Here is a 15,586-nt window from a genome sequence, read left to right on the forward strand (position 1 = left end):
GCAACCCGGTCCGGCCGGGTATCTGAATGCAGTGTGCTGCCCTGGGCCAAGTTGACCTGGGGCGGTCGGCTGCGCCTATTGAAAGCGGAGAACAATAATAATGATGCACACAACTTGCACGCTGGCCCGTTCGGCCTTGGCCGTTTCGCTGGCGCTTGGCCTGGGTATGCCGGCTTGGGCCGAGGAGGGGGGCTTCTTTGAAGACGCCAAGGTCGGGCTGACACTGCGCAACTACTACTTCAATCGCGATTTCCGTGACCCGGGTGCGGCCAAGAGCAAAGTCGAAGAATGGGCCCAGGGCTTCATCTTCAAGTTCAGCTCTGGCTACACCCCGGGGCTGATCGGTGTTGGCCTGGATGGCATCGCCATGTTCGGCGTGAAGCTGGACAGTGGCCGTGGTACCAGCGGCTCCGAACTGCTGCCGGTGCACGACGACGGGCAGGCGGCCGACAACTATGGCCGCGCCGGGCTGGCGGCCAAGCTGCGTATTTCATCGACCGAGCTGAAGGTGGGTGAGCTGCTGCCGGATATCCCGCTGCTGCGCTACGACGATGGCCGCCTGCTGCCGCAAACCTTCCGTGGCGCCATGCTCGACTCGCGGGAAATCGAAGGCCTGAGCCTGCAAGCCGGCCAGTACCGCGAAGTCAGCCTGCGCAACTCGTCCGATATGCAGGACCTCTCTGCCTGGGCCGCGCCCGGGGTCACCTCGGACGGCTTCAACTACGCCGGCGCCGAGTACCGCTTCAACCAGCAGCGCACCCTGATCGGCGCGTGGCATTCGCAGTTGGAAGACATATACCAGCAAAGCTACTTCAACCTGCTGCACAGCCAGCGAGTGGGCGAGTGGACGCTGGGGGCCAACCTGGGTTACTTCATCGACCGTGATGACGGCCAGGCGCGCATTGGCGATATCCAGAGCCGCACGGGCTACGCCTTGCTGTCAGCTTCGCACAGTGGTCACACGCTGTACGTGGGGTTGCAGAAAGTGAGTGGCGACAGCCAGTGGATGTCGGTGTACGGCAGCAGCGGGCGCACCTTGGGCAACGACATGTTCAACGGCAACTTCAGCAACGCCGACGAGCGCTCGTGGCAAGTGCGCTACGACTACAACTTTGCCGCGCTGGGTGTGCCGGGGTTGCTGGCCATGGTGCGTTACGGTCATGGCGAAAATGCCACCACGGCGGCGGGCAGCAATGGCAAGGAGTGGGAGCGTGATACCGAGGTGAACTACACGTTCCAGAGCGGGGCGTTGAAGAACCTCAACATCCGCCTGAACAACGCCACCAACCGGCGCAGCTTCAACAGCGATTTCGACCAGACCCGCCTGATCGTCAGCTACCCGCTGACGCTGTAAGCAGCAATATGCCCGGTGAGCACGGTCCTACAGGTTCGCGCAGGCTTCAGGCTTATGCAGTACCTATGGGGGCAACTGCTTTGCATAGCACCTAAGCGCTAGCGCGATCACTGTGGGAGCGGCTTTAGCCGCGAACACCGGCGAAGCCGGTGCCAGGCACAGCGTTGCCTGCTTCGCGGGTGAACCCGCAAGCACATCTTTTCTCAGCCTTGTGGGGTGCATTCCGAACAGGCCTGCAGCAACCCCTCGGCTTGCGCTAAGATGCCCGCTCATGCCCCTGGAAGTAGCCTGGATGAGCAAACCCGGTCAAATGGTGCTGGTTGCGCTGCGCAAGATGATCGCCTCGGGCGAGCTGGCGGCCGGCGAGCGCCTGATGGAAGTTCCTACCGCCGAACTGTTCGGCGTCTCACGCATGCCGGTGCGCATGGCATTTCGTACCCTCGAGCAGGAAGGCCTGCTGGTGCGTTTTGGCGGCCGGGGGTTTCAGGTGCGCTCGGTCAGCGCCGATGATATCGCTGGCGCGGTCGAGGTACGCGGCGTGCTGGAGGGGTTGGCCGCTCGCCAAGCCGCAGAGCGTGGCTTGTCAGCGTCAGCACGTGCGGCGCTGCAACAGTGTCTGGTCGATGGCGATCAGCTATTCGACAAGGGCTTCGTGACCGAAGACGACCTGCAGGCCTACCACGACCTGAACATGCGCTTTCACCAGGTGATCATCGAAGCCAGCAACAACCCGGCCATCGCCAGTGCCCTGGCGCGCAACGACCACCTGCCGTTCGCGTCGGTCACCGCACTGGCGGTGGACCGCCATGACCTGGCCCGCGAATACCGGCGCTTCAACTTCGCCCACATGCAGCACCACGCGGTGTTCGACGCCCTGAGCAACCGCCAGGGTGCCCGCGCCGAAGCGATCATGCGCGAGCACGCCAATGCCACCCTGCGCTACGCCGAGACCTTTGGCGGGGCAACGGCAGACGCGCGCATGAAGGTTATCCTGCCCTCGTCGTAAACCGGCTCAGATATCCAGCACCAGCAACGGCGTTTTCGAGCGCGAGCAGCAGGGCGTGAACTGATCGTTCAGCGCCTGCTCCTCTTCGGTGAGGAACATGTCGCGGTGGTCCGGCGTGCCCTGCAGCACGCGGGTCAGGCAGGTGCCGCAAATACCCTGCTCGCACGACATTGCAATCTCGATACCGTGCTGTTCCAGCACCTGGGCCACGGTCTGGTCGGCTGGCACCTCAAATACTTGCCCCGTGCTGCCCACCTGCACCGAGAAACTGCCATCGTTGCTGGCATCCACTGGCGCCGCGGCAAAGTACTCGCGGTGCAGGTTGGCCTCCTGCCAGCCCAGCCCCTTGGCGCTGTCCAGCACATGCTGCATGAACCCGCCGGGCCCGCAAACATACAGGTGCACATCCTCTTGCGGGTTGCCCAGCACCTGGGCGATATCCAGTGCGGTCTCCGGTTGCTCGTCAAAGTGCACGAACAGGCGGTCAGCGAACGGCGCGTTGCGAATGCGCTCGACAAAGGCCGCACGCTCGCTGGAGCGGGCACAGTAGTGCAGCTCGAAATCATGGCCGCTGTGGGACAACTGCTCGGCCATGCACAGGATCGGGGTAATGCCGATGCCACCGGCAAACAGCAGGCTGCGCTGCGCGCCCTCGGCCAGCGGGAACAAGTTGCGCGGCGCGCTGATGCGCAGCCGTGCGCCGGCCTGCACCTGCTCATGCAGGCTGCGTGAGCCGCCCCGCGAAGCCGGGTCGTTGAGCACGCCAATCAGGTAGCGGTGGCGCTCTTCGGGGTGATTGCACAGCGAATACTGGCGCACCAGCCCATCGGGCAAGTGCACGTCGATATGCGCGCCAGCGCTGAACGCCGGCAGCAGGCTGCCATCCGCCGCCGCCAGCTCGAAGCTGCAAATACCTTGCGCTTCATCGTTACGGGATACCACAACGGCATCGATCATGTCGGCTGTTCCTTAGGCAGGGGTGGCGCTGGTAGCGATCAGTTGCGGCTGCGGCGCACGTTCTTTGGCGATGATCCGCTCCAGCACCTTGCGCGACTGCACGCCGCCAGCATCGATGTTCAGCTTCAGCAGGTTGCGCTCGGGGTAGGCCAGCAGGTTCTGTTGCTGGCGCTCGAGCATCTCCAGGTCTTCGCTGAAAATCTTGCCCTGGCCCTCACGAATGTTTTCGGTCAGGGCCTGGTCGTGGGCGGCGAAGTTGCGCGCCATGCCCCAGAAGTACCAGATCGAGGTGTCGGTTTCCGGGGTGATGAAATCCACCACGATGCTCGACGCCTTGTGCTGGGCCTCGGCGTGGTAGCCGCCCTTTCCGGCATGGGCTACGCCCACTTCGATCAGCACATGGCTGGGCGGAGTGAAGCGGCAGATCTGCCAGCGATCCACTGGCACATCGTCGGCCAGGCCGTTGCCACGCAGGGCCATGCGCCAGAAGGGCGGGGCCATGATGTTCTCCATGTGCCGGGAGGTAACCACCTCGTCGCCGGTGACGGTGGTGACTGGCGGCGCCTCGTCGATTTCCTTCTGGCCGATGCTGGAGGCATGCACGTAGGTTTCGTGGGTGAGGTCCATCAGGTTGTCGATCATCAGCCGGTAGTCACAACCAATGTGGAACAGCCCGCCGCCGTATGCCCACTCATCATTCACCGCCCATTCAAGGTGCGGGATCAGCGCCGGGTCGGCCTGTGCCTGGTCGCCGGGCCAGACCCAGATGAAGCCATAGCGTTCGACGGCCGCAAAGGTCTTGTTGCAAGGAAAGCCACGCACGCGCTGGCCCGGCATCGACACGGTCTTGCCGTCGCAGCCCATGACCAGGCCGTGGTAGCCACACACCAGGTTGCCGTCCTCGACATAGCCCAAGGACAACGGCGCGCCACGGTGGGGGCAGAAGTCCTCGACGGCGGCCACTTTGTTCTCTTGGGCGCGGTAAAACACGATCTTTTCGCCGCAGATCTGCCGGCCAAGCGGCTTGGTGGCGATCTCGTCGGGGGTGCAGGCGACGTACCAGGTGTTTTTGGGGTACATGGGAGGCTCTCCAGGGTTTTGTTTTTATTTAATGGATCCATTAGAGCTTCGACATCAGAGCAAGGTCAACACATGATGCATAAAAATGGCGAGTCCTGTGCGGTTATCGAACGATGCATGGATCCATTGGCGCCAATCCCTCAGGCCGTGCTCGGTAGGAGCTTGGGCGGTCTCAGTGGCAGGTCTTGAAAGCAGGTGGACATGTGCCTTAGCCAAAAAGCCAAGGGCTGACGCATCCTCTGTAGGAGCAGGCTTGCCCGCGAACACGGGCGGCCCCCGTGCCATTTGGTTGCGAGTTATGTAGATGACACAAGTGACCTATGAATTATTCGATTTCTTGTAGGTTAAAGGATCTACTTAAGATCAGATAATTCCTACGTGACGACTCTCGTCACGCTTAGTTGCAATACACGTCATTGACAGCGCCATCAAGCGGCTTATTGAATGAAGTGGTCGCAAACATAATAGGTGTACGCGAAGTGAGGCTCGCTAAATACAACAAAGGGGTGTTGAAGTGGATGTGGTAATGGGCTTGGTGGCAGCCTTATGTTGGGGGGCTACAGATTATTTGGTGAGCGTAAATGGCAGGTCGCTTGGTATCAGGCGTTCAGTGCTCTACAGCCAAGTATTGGGACTGGTGGTCCTGAGTATTTTTGCTTTGCAATCAAGCAGCCTCAATTCGATTGTCGCAGTCAGTGTAGAATCCGTGATCCTCTGTCTTGTCGCGGCGGTGTTGACGCTACTCGGCGCTCTCTCCCTGGCCAAGGCGTTAACCGAGGGACGCACCGCAATAGTTGCGCCAGTGGTCACGTCCTACGGTATCGTCACAACAATCTTGGCTTGGGCAGGGGGCGAACGCTTGACTGCCTATCAGTTTATTGGGATCGCCATCTGCGCATTTGGTGTGATGGCTGTGGGCCTGGGGCACAGCAATCCCGCGTCTCGCTTAAACCGACGCGAGGGGCAGGCAATTATTTTTGCGCTGCTGGCCGCTGGTTTTTACGGCGTCAGTTTCTGGGTCCAAGGTAAATATGCGCTGCCCGCTGTAGGCCCAATCAACATGCTCTGGTTGAACTACTGCGTGGGCGCTCTATTTCTGTTGCTTATGTATCGTGATTTTCGAGGGGGTAACAATTTGACCTTAAAAGATTATGGCGCTTTGAGCGGTGCCAGTCTTTTCAATCTGGGTGGTTTCGCAGCGTTTTCATTCGGGGTGCTTGAGGGTTCGATTGCCGTTGTAACGGTTATTAGTACGCTTTCTGGTGGGGTGGCGGCCATGCTCGGTTATGTGTTCTACAAAGAGCGTTTAACGGCAGGGCAGTTGTTGGGCGTGAGTTTCGTTCTGCTAGGCGCGGTAGTGCTGCATCTGCTGTAGGCGCTACGTCAGCCCAGGATGAATCAGACTGTGCGCCCCTGCGGTTCGGACCTGCTATTACTAAGCAGACGCACACCATAAAGGCCCGTCGATGCTCGCCATCGAACAGCTCCACAAATCATTCCCTACCCCCCAAGGCCCGCTCCCTGTCCTGCAGGGCGTGGACCTGCGTCTGGCACGCGGTAGCAGCCTGGCGCTGATGGGGGAGTCGGGCAGCGGCAAGAGCACGTTGCTGCACCTGATTGCCGGCCTGGACCGTGCCGACAGCGGCCGCATCCTGATCGACGACGTCCCGCTCGACGGCCGTTCGGAGGCGTCGCTGGCGCAGTGGCGGCGGGAGGGCATTGGCCTGGTGTTCCAGCAATACAACCTGATCAGCAGCCTGGACGTGGCGGCGAACCTGGCCTTTCAGGCCAGGCTGGCTGGCAGGCATGACCCACAATGGGTGGCTTACCTGGCAGAGCAGTTGGGCTTGGCAGGTTTGCTGGCGCGCTACCCTGAGCAGTTGTCCGGTGGCCAGCAGCAACGTGTAGCCATCGGCCGCGCCCTGGCTGGGCGCCCGGCCTGGCTGCTGGCCGACGAACCCACCGGCAGCCTTGACGAAGCCAGCAGTGATGAGGTGCTGAGCCTGTTGCTGCAACTGGTCGCCGAGGCCGGCAGCGGTGTGCTGATGGTGACCCACAGCCCCCGGCTGGCGGCACGCTTGCAGCGGCGTTGCCAGCTGCAGGCCGGTCGCGTTCAGCCAGAGTCGGGGTGATGAGGCTTTTGTCGCTGGCCCTGTTGGCGTTGTTCAGCCATTGGCGGCGCCATCGTGTGCAGTTTTTCAGTATCTTCACCGGGCTGTGGCTGGCCACGGCGCTGTGGACGGGCGTGCAGGCGCTGAACAGCCAGGCACGCAGCGACTACGCCCGGGCCAGTGCCGTGCTGGCCGGGCCGCTGCAGGCACAGCTAGTGCCGCGCAACGGTGAGCGCTTCGACCAAGGGCTTTACGTGCAATTGCGCAAGCAGGGTTGGCCAGTAACGCCCGTGCTGGAAGGGCGCTTGCGCTTGCCTGGGGAGCCCGCGCGCAACGTGCGCCTGCTGGGCATCGACCCTTTGAGCCTGCCGCCGGCCAGCAGCATTGCCGGTGTGCAGCCGCAAGCATTCGATGTGCAGGCGTTCATCGGCACGCCCGGGCAAGCGTGGGCCGGGCCAGACACCTTGCGGCAACTGGGCGCAGAGCTTGGGGCAGCGGTGCGCGACAGCGAAGGGCAACTGCTCCCACCCATGATCCTGCAGCCTGCATTGGCGCCCGGCGTGATCGTGGTCGATATCGGCCATGCCCAGCGGTTGCTGCACGCGCCTGGGCAGTTGTCGCGATTGCTGGTGGCCGGCAAGCCAGGGCCGCTGCCTGCTGATATTGCGGTTTACCTCGAACTGCAACCGCAACAGGACGACGGCGGGTTGCAGCGGCTGACGGAAAGCTTTCACCTCAACCTGACTGCTCTCGGCCTGCTGGCGTTCGTCGTAGGCCTGTTTATCGCCCATGCCGCAATCGGTCTGGCGCTAGAACAGCGGCGTGGGTTGATCCGCAATCTGCGCGCCTGTGGCGTCAGCTTGAACACCCTGCTGTGCGCCTTGATGCTGGAGCTGGGTCTGTTCGCCGTCCTGGGCGGGCTGGCCGGTGTGGCCAGCGGGTATGTGCTGGCCGCGTGGTTGTTGCCCGATGTGGCAGCCAGTTTGCGCGGCCTGTACGGCGCCCAGGTTGCCGGTACCCTGAGCCTGCCCGCGTGGTGGTGGCTGGTGGGGGTGCTTGTGAGTGTGCTGGGGGCATTGCTGGCAGGGCTGGGCAGCGTGTTGCGTGCAGCCCGGTTGCCATTGCTGGCGTTGGCGCAGCCTCAGGCTTGGCGGCTGGCGCAGGGGCCATGGTTGAGGCGCCAGGCTTGCATAGCGGGCGTTCTGTTGCTGCTGGCCTTGGGCTGTGGCGTGCTGGGTAACCGTCTGGCCAGCGCGTTTGCCATGCTGGCTGGGCTGTTGCTGGCGGCGGCGCTGTTGTTGCCGGCCTTGCTCGACCGGGCTCTGGCCTTGCTGACGCCGTATTGCCGGCGACCTTTGGCGCAATGGTTTGTCGCCGACAGCCGCCAGCAACTGCCGGCCCTGAGCCTGGCGCTGATGGCATTGTTGCTGGCGCTGGCTGCCAGTGTCGGCGTGGGCAGCATGACCGAAGGCTTTCGCAAGACCTTTGTCGGCTGGCTGGACCTGCGCCTGTCTGCCGACCTGTACGTCACCCCTCGGGATACCGCCCAAGGTCTGGAGATTGCGCAGTGGCTAGGGCAGCAATCTGCAGCGAGTGTGGTGCTGCCCGGCTGGCGTGTAGAAACGCAGCTGCGGGGCTGGCCGGTGCAGCTCCAGGGTATCGTCGATCACCCGGCCTACCTCAAACGTTGGCCGTTACTGCAGCAGCAGCCTCACGCTTGGGAAACGTTGGCCGACGGGCATGCGGTGATGCTCAGTGAACAGCTGGCCAGGCGCCTGAAGGTGCAACTGGGCGACCGCCTGGCGCTGCCTTCAGAGGCGATGACGGTGGTGGGGATCTATGCCGATTACGGTAACCCCAAGGGCCATGTTCTGGTCAATGCCGGCTGGTTACGCAAGCATTGGCCACAGGCAGCGCTAACCGGCTTGAGCGTTGACTTGCCCGCTGAACAAGTGCTCGCCATCAAGGCCGCGTTGCAACAGCGCTTCGCCCTGGACGACAGCCGCGTGGTAGAGCAGGCACGCCTGAAACGCTGGTCCACCGAGGTGTTCAACCGTACCTTTGCCGCCACTGCTGCGCTCAACAGCCTCACGCTTGGCGTCGCCGGCGTGGCGCTGTTCATCAACTTGCTGACGTTGGGCCAAACGCGGCTGAGCCAGCTGGCACCCCTGTGGGCGCTGGGTGTGCAGCGCAGACAACTGGTGTGGCTGAGCCTGGGGCAGACACTGATGCTGAGCAGTTTCACGGTACTGCTTGCCATTCCGTTGGGGGTGTTGTTGGCCTGGTGCCTGGTGGCGGTGGTCAACGTGCAGGCGTTCGGCTGGCGCCTGCCGCTTTACGTATTCCCCGTGCAGCTGCTGCAACTGGCCGCCTTGGGGTTGTTCACCAGTCTGTTGGCCTGCGCCTGGCCGCTGTGGCAACTGGCGCGCCGCCAGCCCCGCGAACTGTTGAGGCCGTTTGCCGATGAAGCGTAACGCCTTGCTGTTGCTATGCGCCCTGCTATGCGCTTGTGATCCGCCGGCGCCGCAAGGCTATGCCGGGCTGGGGCAGCAGGCAGACGGTTTCAGCCAGGTGGCCCGCGCGCATCGCCTGGCATTCCCGCGTGACCACGGCGCGCACGATGGCTTTCGCATCGAATGGTGGTACATCACCGCCAATCTCAAGGACGCCCAAGGGCGTGACTGGGGCGCGCAGTGGACCCTGTTCCGCTCGGCCCTGCGCCCCGGCCCTGAAACCACCGACTGGAACAGCCCCAACCTGTGGATGGGGCACGCGGCCCTGACCGGGCCGGGTGGTCACCAGTCTGGCGAAACTCTGGCGCGCGGCGGTATCGGCCAGGCCGGCGTGCAGGCCCAGCCGTTCCGTGCCTGGGTCAATGATTGGTCGTTGCAGGGCAGGTCGGGCATCGAAAGCCTGCAAATGGCTGCCGGTGGCGAAGGTTTTCGCTACGACTTGCGTTTGCGCAGTGATCGCCCCTTGGTGCTGCACGGCGACCAGGGTTACAGCGAGAAATCCGGCAAGGGGCAGGCCTCTTACTATTACAGCCAGCCGTTTTACCGTGTGCACGGGGAGGTGGAGCGTGGAGGCATGTGCATCGCGGTCACCGGCCAGGCCTGGCTGGACCGGGAATGGAGCAGCCAGCCGCTGGCGGCCGGGCAAACCGGGTGGGACTGGTTTTCGCTGCACCTGGACAGTGGTGCCAAGCTGATGGTGTTCCAGGTGCGTCAGGCTGAGGGCGATGCCTACCGCGCCGGCACGTGGGTTGGCCCGCAAGGTGAAGTGTTAGCGCTACAAGGCGCGCAGGTGCAGTTGCAGGCCCTGGCCTGGGCCGAGCAGAAGAATGGCAAGCAGGTACCGACGCGCTGGCGGGTGCAGGTGCCGGCGCATGGGGTGGATGTGCAGGTCCAGGCGGTGGAACCACGGGCCTGGATGGATACGCGGTTCCCGTACTGGGAAGGGCCGGTGCGGTTGAGCGGGAGTGCGGGTGGGCGCGGGTATCTGGAGATGACTGGCTACTAGAGCCTATAGCCGTCATCACGCGATCCCTTGTAGGAGCGGCCTTGCGTCGCGAACGGGCCGCAAAGCGGCCCCGGCGATTCTGCGGCGAGGCGCAGATCCTGGGGGCGCTTCGCACCCCTTTCGCGACGCAAGGCCGCTCCTACAGGGGGCGCGCCAGACCATTCAATCTTTGATCAGCCGCCGTAACACGGCCCGTGCTTCTTCGGTGCGCAAGCACTCGATAAACAACTGGCTTTCCCGCGCCACCGTGGCCTCCAGCTCCGCCCGCTGGCTGTCCTTCATCAGCCGCTTGCTGATGCGCAGCGCCGCCTGCGGGTAAGTTTGCAGCTGCCGCGCCAGCTTGCGCGCTGCGGCCAGGCACTGTTCGCCTTCTTCATGCAGCTCATTGGCCAGCCCCCAGGCCACCGCCTGTTCGCCATCCAGCAACGCGTTACCCAGCAGCAGGCCGGCGGCGCGGGCCTGGCCAAGCAAGCGTGGCAGCAACAGGCTGGAGCCAAACTCCGGGCACACCCCCAACGGTGCGAAAGGCATGCGCAGCTTGGTCGAGCGGCTGACCAGCACCTGGTCACAATGCAGCAGCAAGGTGGCGCCGATGCCGATTGCTGCGCCACTGACTGCCGCGATCAGCGGCTTGTCCAGCCCCATGACCACCCGCATCAGGCGGAACACCGGGCTGTCCAGGTCAGTGGGCGGGTTGTCGAGGAAGTCGCGCAGGTCGTTGCCAGCGGTGAAGCAGTGGGCGCCACCGGTGATGATAATGGCATCGACGCCAGGGTCTTCACCCGCTGCCAGCAGCAGGTCGCCCAGTTGCTGGTACATGGCGGTGTTCAGGGCGTTGAGCTTGTCGGGGCGGTTGAAGGCCAGGGTCAGCAGGCCTTGGTCCAGCTCGCGTGTGATCAGGTCGTTCATGGCAGCCGCTTTTGTTGTTGTGGGTACGTGTGCCAAGGGTTTATCACGCAGTCCGGCTTGTTGTACAGTCGTTCAGTCCAGCCCCTGAACCGAGAACCCTTGATGAGCCAGGAAGCCCGCTACCACCGCATGCTGCCGGAATTGCGCAAGGCCAACCTGGTCGAAGCGACCCTGGTATGCCTCAAACGCCACGGATTCCAAGGGGCTTCGATCCGCAAGATTTCGGCCGAGGCCGGGGTCTCGGTCGGGCTGATCAGCCACCACTACGCCGGCAAGGACGAGCTGGTTGCCGAAGCCTACCTGGCCGTCACCGGGCGGGTGATGGGGCTGCTGCGTGAAGCCATGGCGCAGGCCGCGCCCAATGCCCGGGAGCGGCTGTCGGCGTTTTTCCGCGCCTCGTTTTGCGCAGAGTTGCTGGACCCGCAACTGCTCGACGCCTGGCTGGCCTTTTGGGGCGCGGTCAAGACGGCCGATGCGATCAACCAGGTGCATGATCATTCCTATGGCGAGTACCGCAAGGAGCTGAGCCGGTTGCTGGCCGAGTTGGCCGCGCAGGAGGGCTGGCAGGGCTTCGATGCCGACCTCGCGGCCATCAGCCTCAGTGCCCTGCTCGATGGCCTGTGGCTGGAGTCGGGGCTCAACCCCGGCACCTTCACCCCCGAGCAGGGCGTGATTATCTGCGAGGCCTGGGTCGATGGCCTGCAGGCCGGTGGTCGGCGGCGCTTCAGCCTGCCCGAGGGCTGTTGATCGTCTGTTCAGTAACGAGTACGCTGCTGGCGCGAGTGTGTAGAACAACACCAATAAAAAGAGACAACACGCAATGACGCCTCGGGTATTGATCGTCGATGACGATCCGCTTATTCGTGACTTGCTGCAGGCCTATCTGTCCCAGGAAGGCTACGACGTGCACTGTGCCGACACGGCAGAAAAGGCCGAAGCCCTGCTTGGCAGCCAGGATGTCGACCTGGTGCTGCTGGACATCCGCTTGCCTGGCAAGGACGGCCTCACCCTGACCCGCGAGCTGCGGGTGCGCTCGGAGGTGGGCATCATCCTCATCACCGGCCGCAACGACGACATCGACCGCATTGTCGGCCTGGAATGCGGCGCCGACGACTACGTAATCAAACCGCTCAACCCCCGCGAGCTGGTATCGCGCGCCAAAAACCTGATCCGCCGCGTGCGCCATGCCCGCGAAGTGCACCCGGCACCGGCCTGCGCGCAGTCGCTGAAACAGTTTGCCGACTGGGCGCTGGACACCGACCGCCGTCGCCTGATCGACCCACGCGGCGGGCAAACCCTGCTGACCCACGGTGAGTTCCAGTTGCTCAGCGTGTTCCTGCGCAACAGCGGCCATACCCTGAGCCGCGACCAGCTGATGGCCCAGATTCGCAACCGCGAGTGGGTGCCTAACGACCGCTCCATCGACGTGCTGGTCGGTCGCCTGCGGCGCAAGCTGCACGATGACCCGGCTGAGCCGCAACTGATCATCACCATTCACGGTACCGGCTACCTGTTCACTGCCAGCGTGGCCGCATGACCCACCGCGCCCGCCGTGCCTGGGCGATGGTGCTGGCATTGCTCGCTGTGCCGGCCGGTGCGGCACAGACGGTGCGCTACTGCGATTACCCGGTGTACCCGCCGATGTCCTGGAGCGACGGCCACCAGGTGCGTGGCCTGGCGCCAACCGTGGTGCGCGAACTGTTCGCCCGCATGGGCTACCAGGTGCAGACCGTGGTGCTGGGCAACTGGAAACGCTGCCTGATGGACGCTGCCGCCGGGCGGGTAGACGTGGTGCTGGCCTACAACAGCGACCAACGGGACCAGCGCATGCATTTTTCCACGGAGCCGGTAGTGCGCGAGGAAGTGGCAGTGTTCTACAACCGGAAACGGCCAGTGCAGTTTCAGCAGCTGGAGGACCTGGCCGGTTACCGCGGCGGCCTGTTGTACGGCGAAAGCTACGGCGCCGAATTCGACCGCTTCGTCGCCCGGCATCAGAACATCGAGCGGGTGTCTTCCAGCCAGCAGAACTTCGGCAAGCTGATCCGCGGGCGCATCGACTACGTGATCCAGGAGCGGCGCACCGGTCAACTGTTCATCGAGCACCTGCCAGGCGCGCAGGACATCCGCGTATTGCCCAGCGCGCTGAGCGTGGACTACCTGCGCGTTGCCGTATCGCGGCAATCACCCCTGAGCCAGCACATGGACGAAATCGACGCTCAGTTGCGGCGCATGAACCAGGCTGGCGAGATCGCGCGCTGGCTGGAGCAGAGCGAGGTCACCTACCGCGACATGATCAACCTGCCGGCAGATGCCCGATGATTCGCCTGCACACCGATGGCCTGCTGCGCCGCCTGCTTCGGTTCATCCTGTTGTTCAGCCTGTGCTTTACCGTACTGGCCAGTAGCGTGCAGCTGTATTTCGAATACCGCCGCGAGATGCGCGACATCGAGGCACGCATGGCGTTGATCCGCGCCGGCTACCTCGCCAGCCTGGAGCGCAGCCTGTGGGACCTGGACGAGGCGCAGCTCGATACGCAATTGCGCGGCCTGGTGGATTTTTCCGACGTGGCCCGGGTGCGCTTGGTTAGCGACGATTTTCAACTGCTGCGAGGGGAGGCCGAACCCAAGGGGCCGCTGCGCATCGAGCGCTTCCCCCTGGATTTTCAGCCCCCCTCGGGCCCCGCCAGGCACCTGGGTGAGCTGGAAGTGAGTATCGACCTGGGGGCGGTGCACCATCGGTTGTATGCCACCGGCCTTGCCAGCCTGCTGTGGATGGGGGTGTTCCTGTGCGGCCTGGCAGTGGCGCTGTCGGGGCTGTTCTATCGCCTGGTCACCCGCCATCTGCAAGTGATGGCCGAGTTCGCCCGGCGTATTGGCGCCGGCCAATGGCAGGAACCGTTGCGCCTGGGGCGCCGCCGTTCATCGCGCCCTGACGAAATCGACACGGTGGCCAATGCCCTGGACGATATGCGCCGCGCCATCCTCAGCGACATTGAACGCCGCGAGCGCGACCGCCTGGCGTTGCAAGACAAGCGCGACGAACTGCAGGCCATGGTCGAGCGACGTACCGCCAGCCTGGCCCGGGCCAAGGATGACGCCGAGGCCGCCAACCTGGCCAAGTCGCGCTTTCTGGCGACCATGAGCCACGAGCTGCGCACCCCGCTCAACGGTATCCTGGGCATGGCCGAGCTGCTACGCGGTGGCCGTCTGGATGCGGCCGACCGTCAGCGCCTGGAAGCCTTGTACAAGGCCGGCGAGGGGCTGTTGGCAATTCTCAACGAAGTGCTGTACTTCGCCCGGCTCGAAGAAGGGGAGAGCCGCGCCGAGCTGGTCGGCTTTTCGCTGCGCCAATTGTGCCAGGAAGTGCTGGCGCTGCTCGAACCCATGGCTGCGGACAACGGCGACACACTGCATCTGGAGGTTGATGAGCAGTTGGCCGGTTACCAGCACGGCGCCGAGCAGTACCTGCGTCAGGTGCTCAGCAACCTGCTGGCCAATGCCATCAAATTCACCGAGCACGGCCAGGTGCGGCTCAAGGTACAGGTGCTGGCCAGCGATGCGACCACGCAGCGCCTGCGCCTGTCGGTCAGTGACAATGGCATCGGCATCGAGCCGGCCGTCCAGGCGAAAATCTTCGAGCGCTTCGTCCAGGCCAGCGAAGCTGTGGCACGCCGCTACGGCGGCACCGGTCTGGGCCTGGCGATCTGCAAGCACCTGGTGGAAAAGCTGGGGGGCTGCATTGGCCTGGACAGTGTGCAAGGGCAGGGCAGTTGCTTCTGGTTCGAGCTCGACATGGCCCTTGGGCAGCCGGGTTCACCCCCTGAGCCAGCCCAGTCGGTCAGTGCCAGCCTGGATATCCTGGTGGTCGAGGATGTCGCGCTGAACCGTGAGGTGGCAGGCGGCTTGCTGGTGCGCGATGGCCACCGGGTGAGCTTTGCCGAGGATGCCGGGCAGGCCCTGCAGCTGTGCGCACAGCGGCGCTTCGACCTGATCCTGCTGGACGTCCACCTGCCCGGCATGAGCGGGGTGGAACTGTGCCGGCAGCTTCGCGCTACCCCCGGGCCTAACCACCACAGCCGGATAGTGGCGCTGACCGCTGGCGTGCAACCGGGGCAAGTGTCGGGTTACCTGGAAGCCGGCATGCAAGGTGTGCTGGCCAAGCCCCTGCGGCTGGCCAACCTGCGCCAGGCGCTGGCCGACGCGACGCCGACTGAACAGGCCGGTATTGACGCCAACATGGACTGGTCGCTGCTGGCCACCCACCGCTCGCTGCTGGGCGAGCAGAAGTTGCAGGGCCTGCTGAACGTGTTGCGCCAGTCACTGGAGCAGCACGCCACAGCGTTGGCCGAGGCGCTGCCGGCCCAGGACTTTACCGAAGTGCTGCACCTGGCCCATCGCCTGGCCGGCAGTTGCGACTCGCTGGGTTTTTCTGGCCTGGCTGCGCTGTTGCGACGCCTGGAAGACGCAGCCCGCCAGCATGACGGGCAGGCGCTGAACGCACTTGCCGAGCTACTGGCAAGCCAGCTCGGCCAAGCACGTGCGACCCTGGAACAGTTGATCCAGAGCTGACGTACAAAAAACTTACGACTTTTTACATCTTCGATCCGTTCGTACAACGGCACCTTACATCCGTTTTCAATAATCCATTGCA

Annotated in this window: 13 protein-coding genes; 10 read left to right on the forward strand and 3 right to left on the reverse strand. The window is 63.8% G+C overall.

The genetic code is table 11. From position 1 onward, the window contains the following. The first annotated feature begins 100 nt into the window (after positions 1 to 100). Positions 101 to 1,354 (forward strand): OprD family porin, encoded by a 1,254-nt coding sequence (locus tag ACN6NG_RS11530; protein ID WP_474314021.1) that lies wholly within the window; start codon positions 101 to 103, stop codon positions 1,352 to 1,354. A gap of 292 nt (positions 1,355 to 1,646) precedes the next feature. Continuing rightward, positions 1,647 to 2,360, forward strand: a complete 714-nt coding sequence (locus ACN6NG_RS11535) for a GntR family transcriptional regulator (protein WP_474314044.1) — start codon at positions 1,647 to 1,649, stop codon at positions 2,358 to 2,360. Positions 2,361 to 2,366: 6 nt separating this feature from the next. Here ACN6NG_RS11535 and ACN6NG_RS11540 read toward each other — a convergent pair whose 3' ends face one another. Both ACN6NG_RS11540 and ACN6NG_RS11545 read right to left on the reverse strand, forming a co-directional pair. Next, on the reverse strand, positions 2,367 to 3,317 hold the full coding sequence (locus ACN6NG_RS11540; protein WP_059396336.1) for a PDR/VanB family oxidoreductase: 951 nt from the start codon (positions 3,315 to 3,317) through the stop codon (positions 2,367 to 2,369). Between the two features lie 12 nt (positions 3,318 to 3,329). Continuing rightward, positions 3,330 to 4,397, reverse strand: a complete 1,068-nt coding sequence (locus ACN6NG_RS11545) for a Rieske 2Fe-2S domain-containing protein (RefSeq protein WP_474314023.1) — start codon at positions 4,395 to 4,397, stop codon at positions 3,330 to 3,332. Between the two features lie 514 nt (positions 4,398 to 4,911). On the opposite strand from ACN6NG_RS11545, the gene ACN6NG_RS11550 reads away from it, so the two are divergent. The 4 genes from ACN6NG_RS11550 to ACN6NG_RS11565 all read left to right on the forward strand — a co-directional run bounded on the left by ACN6NG_RS11550 (position 4,912) and on the right by ACN6NG_RS11565 (position 10,027). Next, a complete protein-coding gene (locus tag ACN6NG_RS11550; protein WP_063423606.1) occupies positions 4,912 to 5,772 on the forward strand; it encodes a DMT family transporter in 861 nt (286 codons plus the stop codon). Between the two features lie 91 nt (positions 5,773 to 5,863). Beyond that, positions 5,864 to 6,529 carry an ABC transporter ATP-binding protein gene (locus tag ACN6NG_RS11555; RefSeq protein ID WP_063423607.1) on the forward strand — a complete coding sequence of 222 codons (666 nt, stop codon included), beginning with the start codon at positions 5,864 to 5,866 and terminating at the stop codon, positions 6,527 to 6,529. Then, complete coding sequence (locus tag ACN6NG_RS11560; protein WP_474314025.1) at positions 6,529 to 8,982, forward strand: ABC transporter permease; 2,454 nt, start codon at positions 6,529 to 6,531, stop codon at positions 8,980 to 8,982. Before ACN6NG_RS11555 ends, ACN6NG_RS11560 begins: the two co-directional genes overlap by 1 nt. Next, positions 8,972 to 10,027, forward strand: a complete 1,056-nt coding sequence (locus ACN6NG_RS11565; RefSeq protein ID WP_474314027.1) for a lipocalin-like domain-containing protein — start codon at positions 8,972 to 8,974, stop codon at positions 10,025 to 10,027. Before ACN6NG_RS11560 ends, ACN6NG_RS11565 begins: the two co-directional genes overlap by 11 nt. Before the next feature lie 162 nt (positions 10,028 to 10,189). On the opposite strand, the gene ACN6NG_RS11570 is transcribed toward ACN6NG_RS11565, so the two are convergent. After that, positions 10,190 to 10,936 (reverse strand): enoyl-CoA hydratase-related protein, encoded by a 747-nt coding sequence (locus ACN6NG_RS11570; protein ID WP_474314030.1) that lies wholly within the window; start codon positions 10,934 to 10,936, stop codon positions 10,190 to 10,192. A gap of 102 nt (positions 10,937 to 11,038) precedes the next feature. Here ACN6NG_RS11570 and ACN6NG_RS11575 point away from each other — a divergent pair, with 102 nt between their 5' ends. The 4 genes from ACN6NG_RS11575 (at position 11,039) to ACN6NG_RS11590 (ending at position 15,504) form a co-directional block, all read left to right on the forward strand. Then, positions 11,039 to 11,683, forward strand: a complete 645-nt coding sequence (locus tag ACN6NG_RS11575; RefSeq protein ID WP_264362840.1) for a TetR family transcriptional regulator C-terminal domain-containing protein — start codon at positions 11,039 to 11,041, stop codon at positions 11,681 to 11,683. Positions 11,684 to 11,756: 73 nt separating this feature from the next. Then, positions 11,757 to 12,473, forward strand: a complete 717-nt coding sequence (locus ACN6NG_RS11580) for a response regulator (protein ID WP_474314032.1) — start codon at positions 11,757 to 11,759, stop codon at positions 12,471 to 12,473. Then, a complete protein-coding gene (locus ACN6NG_RS11585) occupies positions 12,470 to 13,255 on the forward strand; it encodes a substrate-binding periplasmic protein (RefSeq protein ID WP_197898455.1) in 786 nt (261 codons plus the stop codon). The genes ACN6NG_RS11580 and ACN6NG_RS11585 overlap by 4 nt, the downstream gene beginning before the upstream one ends. Beyond that, complete coding sequence (locus ACN6NG_RS11590) at positions 13,252 to 15,504, forward strand: ATP-binding protein (RefSeq protein WP_474314033.1); 2,253 nt, start codon at positions 13,252 to 13,254, stop codon at positions 15,502 to 15,504. The genes ACN6NG_RS11585 and ACN6NG_RS11590 overlap by 4 nt, the downstream gene beginning before the upstream one ends. The last annotated feature ends 82 nt before the right edge of the window (positions 15,505 to 15,586 follow it).

Source organism: Pseudomonas sp. TSO6 (assembly GCF_056098905.1).

Excerpts from the sequence above, each read along its gene's own strand:
- ACN6NG_RS11585 (WP_197898455.1), top strand. The coding sequence starts at position 12,470 with ATGACCCACCGCGCCCGCCGTGCCTGGGCGATGGTGCTGGCATTGCTC.
- ACN6NG_RS11555 (WP_063423607.1), top strand. The coding sequence starts at position 5,864 with ATGCTCGCCATCGAACAGCTCCACAAATCATTCCCTACCCCCCAAGGC.
- ACN6NG_RS11565 (WP_474314027.1), top strand. The coding sequence starts at position 8,972 with ATGAAGCGTAACGCCTTGCTGTTGCTATGCGCCCTGCTATGCGCTTGT.
- ACN6NG_RS11535 (WP_474314044.1), top strand. The coding sequence starts at position 1,647 with ATGAGCAAACCCGGTCAAATGGTGCTGGTTGCGCTGCGCAAGATGATC.
- ACN6NG_RS11575 (WP_264362840.1), top strand. The coding sequence starts at position 11,039 with ATGAGCCAGGAAGCCCGCTACCACCGCATGCTGCCGGAATTGCGCAAG.
- ACN6NG_RS11560 (WP_474314025.1), top strand. The coding sequence starts at position 6,529 with ATGAGGCTTTTGTCGCTGGCCCTGTTGGCGTTGTTCAGCCATTGGCGG.
- ACN6NG_RS11590 (WP_474314033.1), top strand. The coding sequence starts at position 13,252 with ATGATTCGCCTGCACACCGATGGCCTGCTGCGCCGCCTGCTTCGGTTC.
- ACN6NG_RS11540 (WP_059396336.1), bottom strand. The coding sequence starts at position 3,317 with ATGATCGATGCCGTTGTGGTATCCCGTAACGATGAAGCGCAAGGTATT.
- ACN6NG_RS11545 (WP_474314023.1), bottom strand. The coding sequence starts at position 4,397 with ATGTACCCCAAAAACACCTGGTACGTCGCCTGCACCCCCGACGAGATC.
- ACN6NG_RS11530 (WP_474314021.1), top strand. The coding sequence starts at position 101 with ATGATGCACACAACTTGCACGCTGGCCCGTTCGGCCTTGGCCGTTTCG.
- ACN6NG_RS11570 (WP_474314030.1), bottom strand. The coding sequence starts at position 10,936 with ATGAACGACCTGATCACACGCGAGCTGGACCAAGGCCTGCTGACCCTG.
- ACN6NG_RS11580 (WP_474314032.1), top strand. The coding sequence starts at position 11,757 with ATGACGCCTCGGGTATTGATCGTCGATGACGATCCGCTTATTCGTGAC.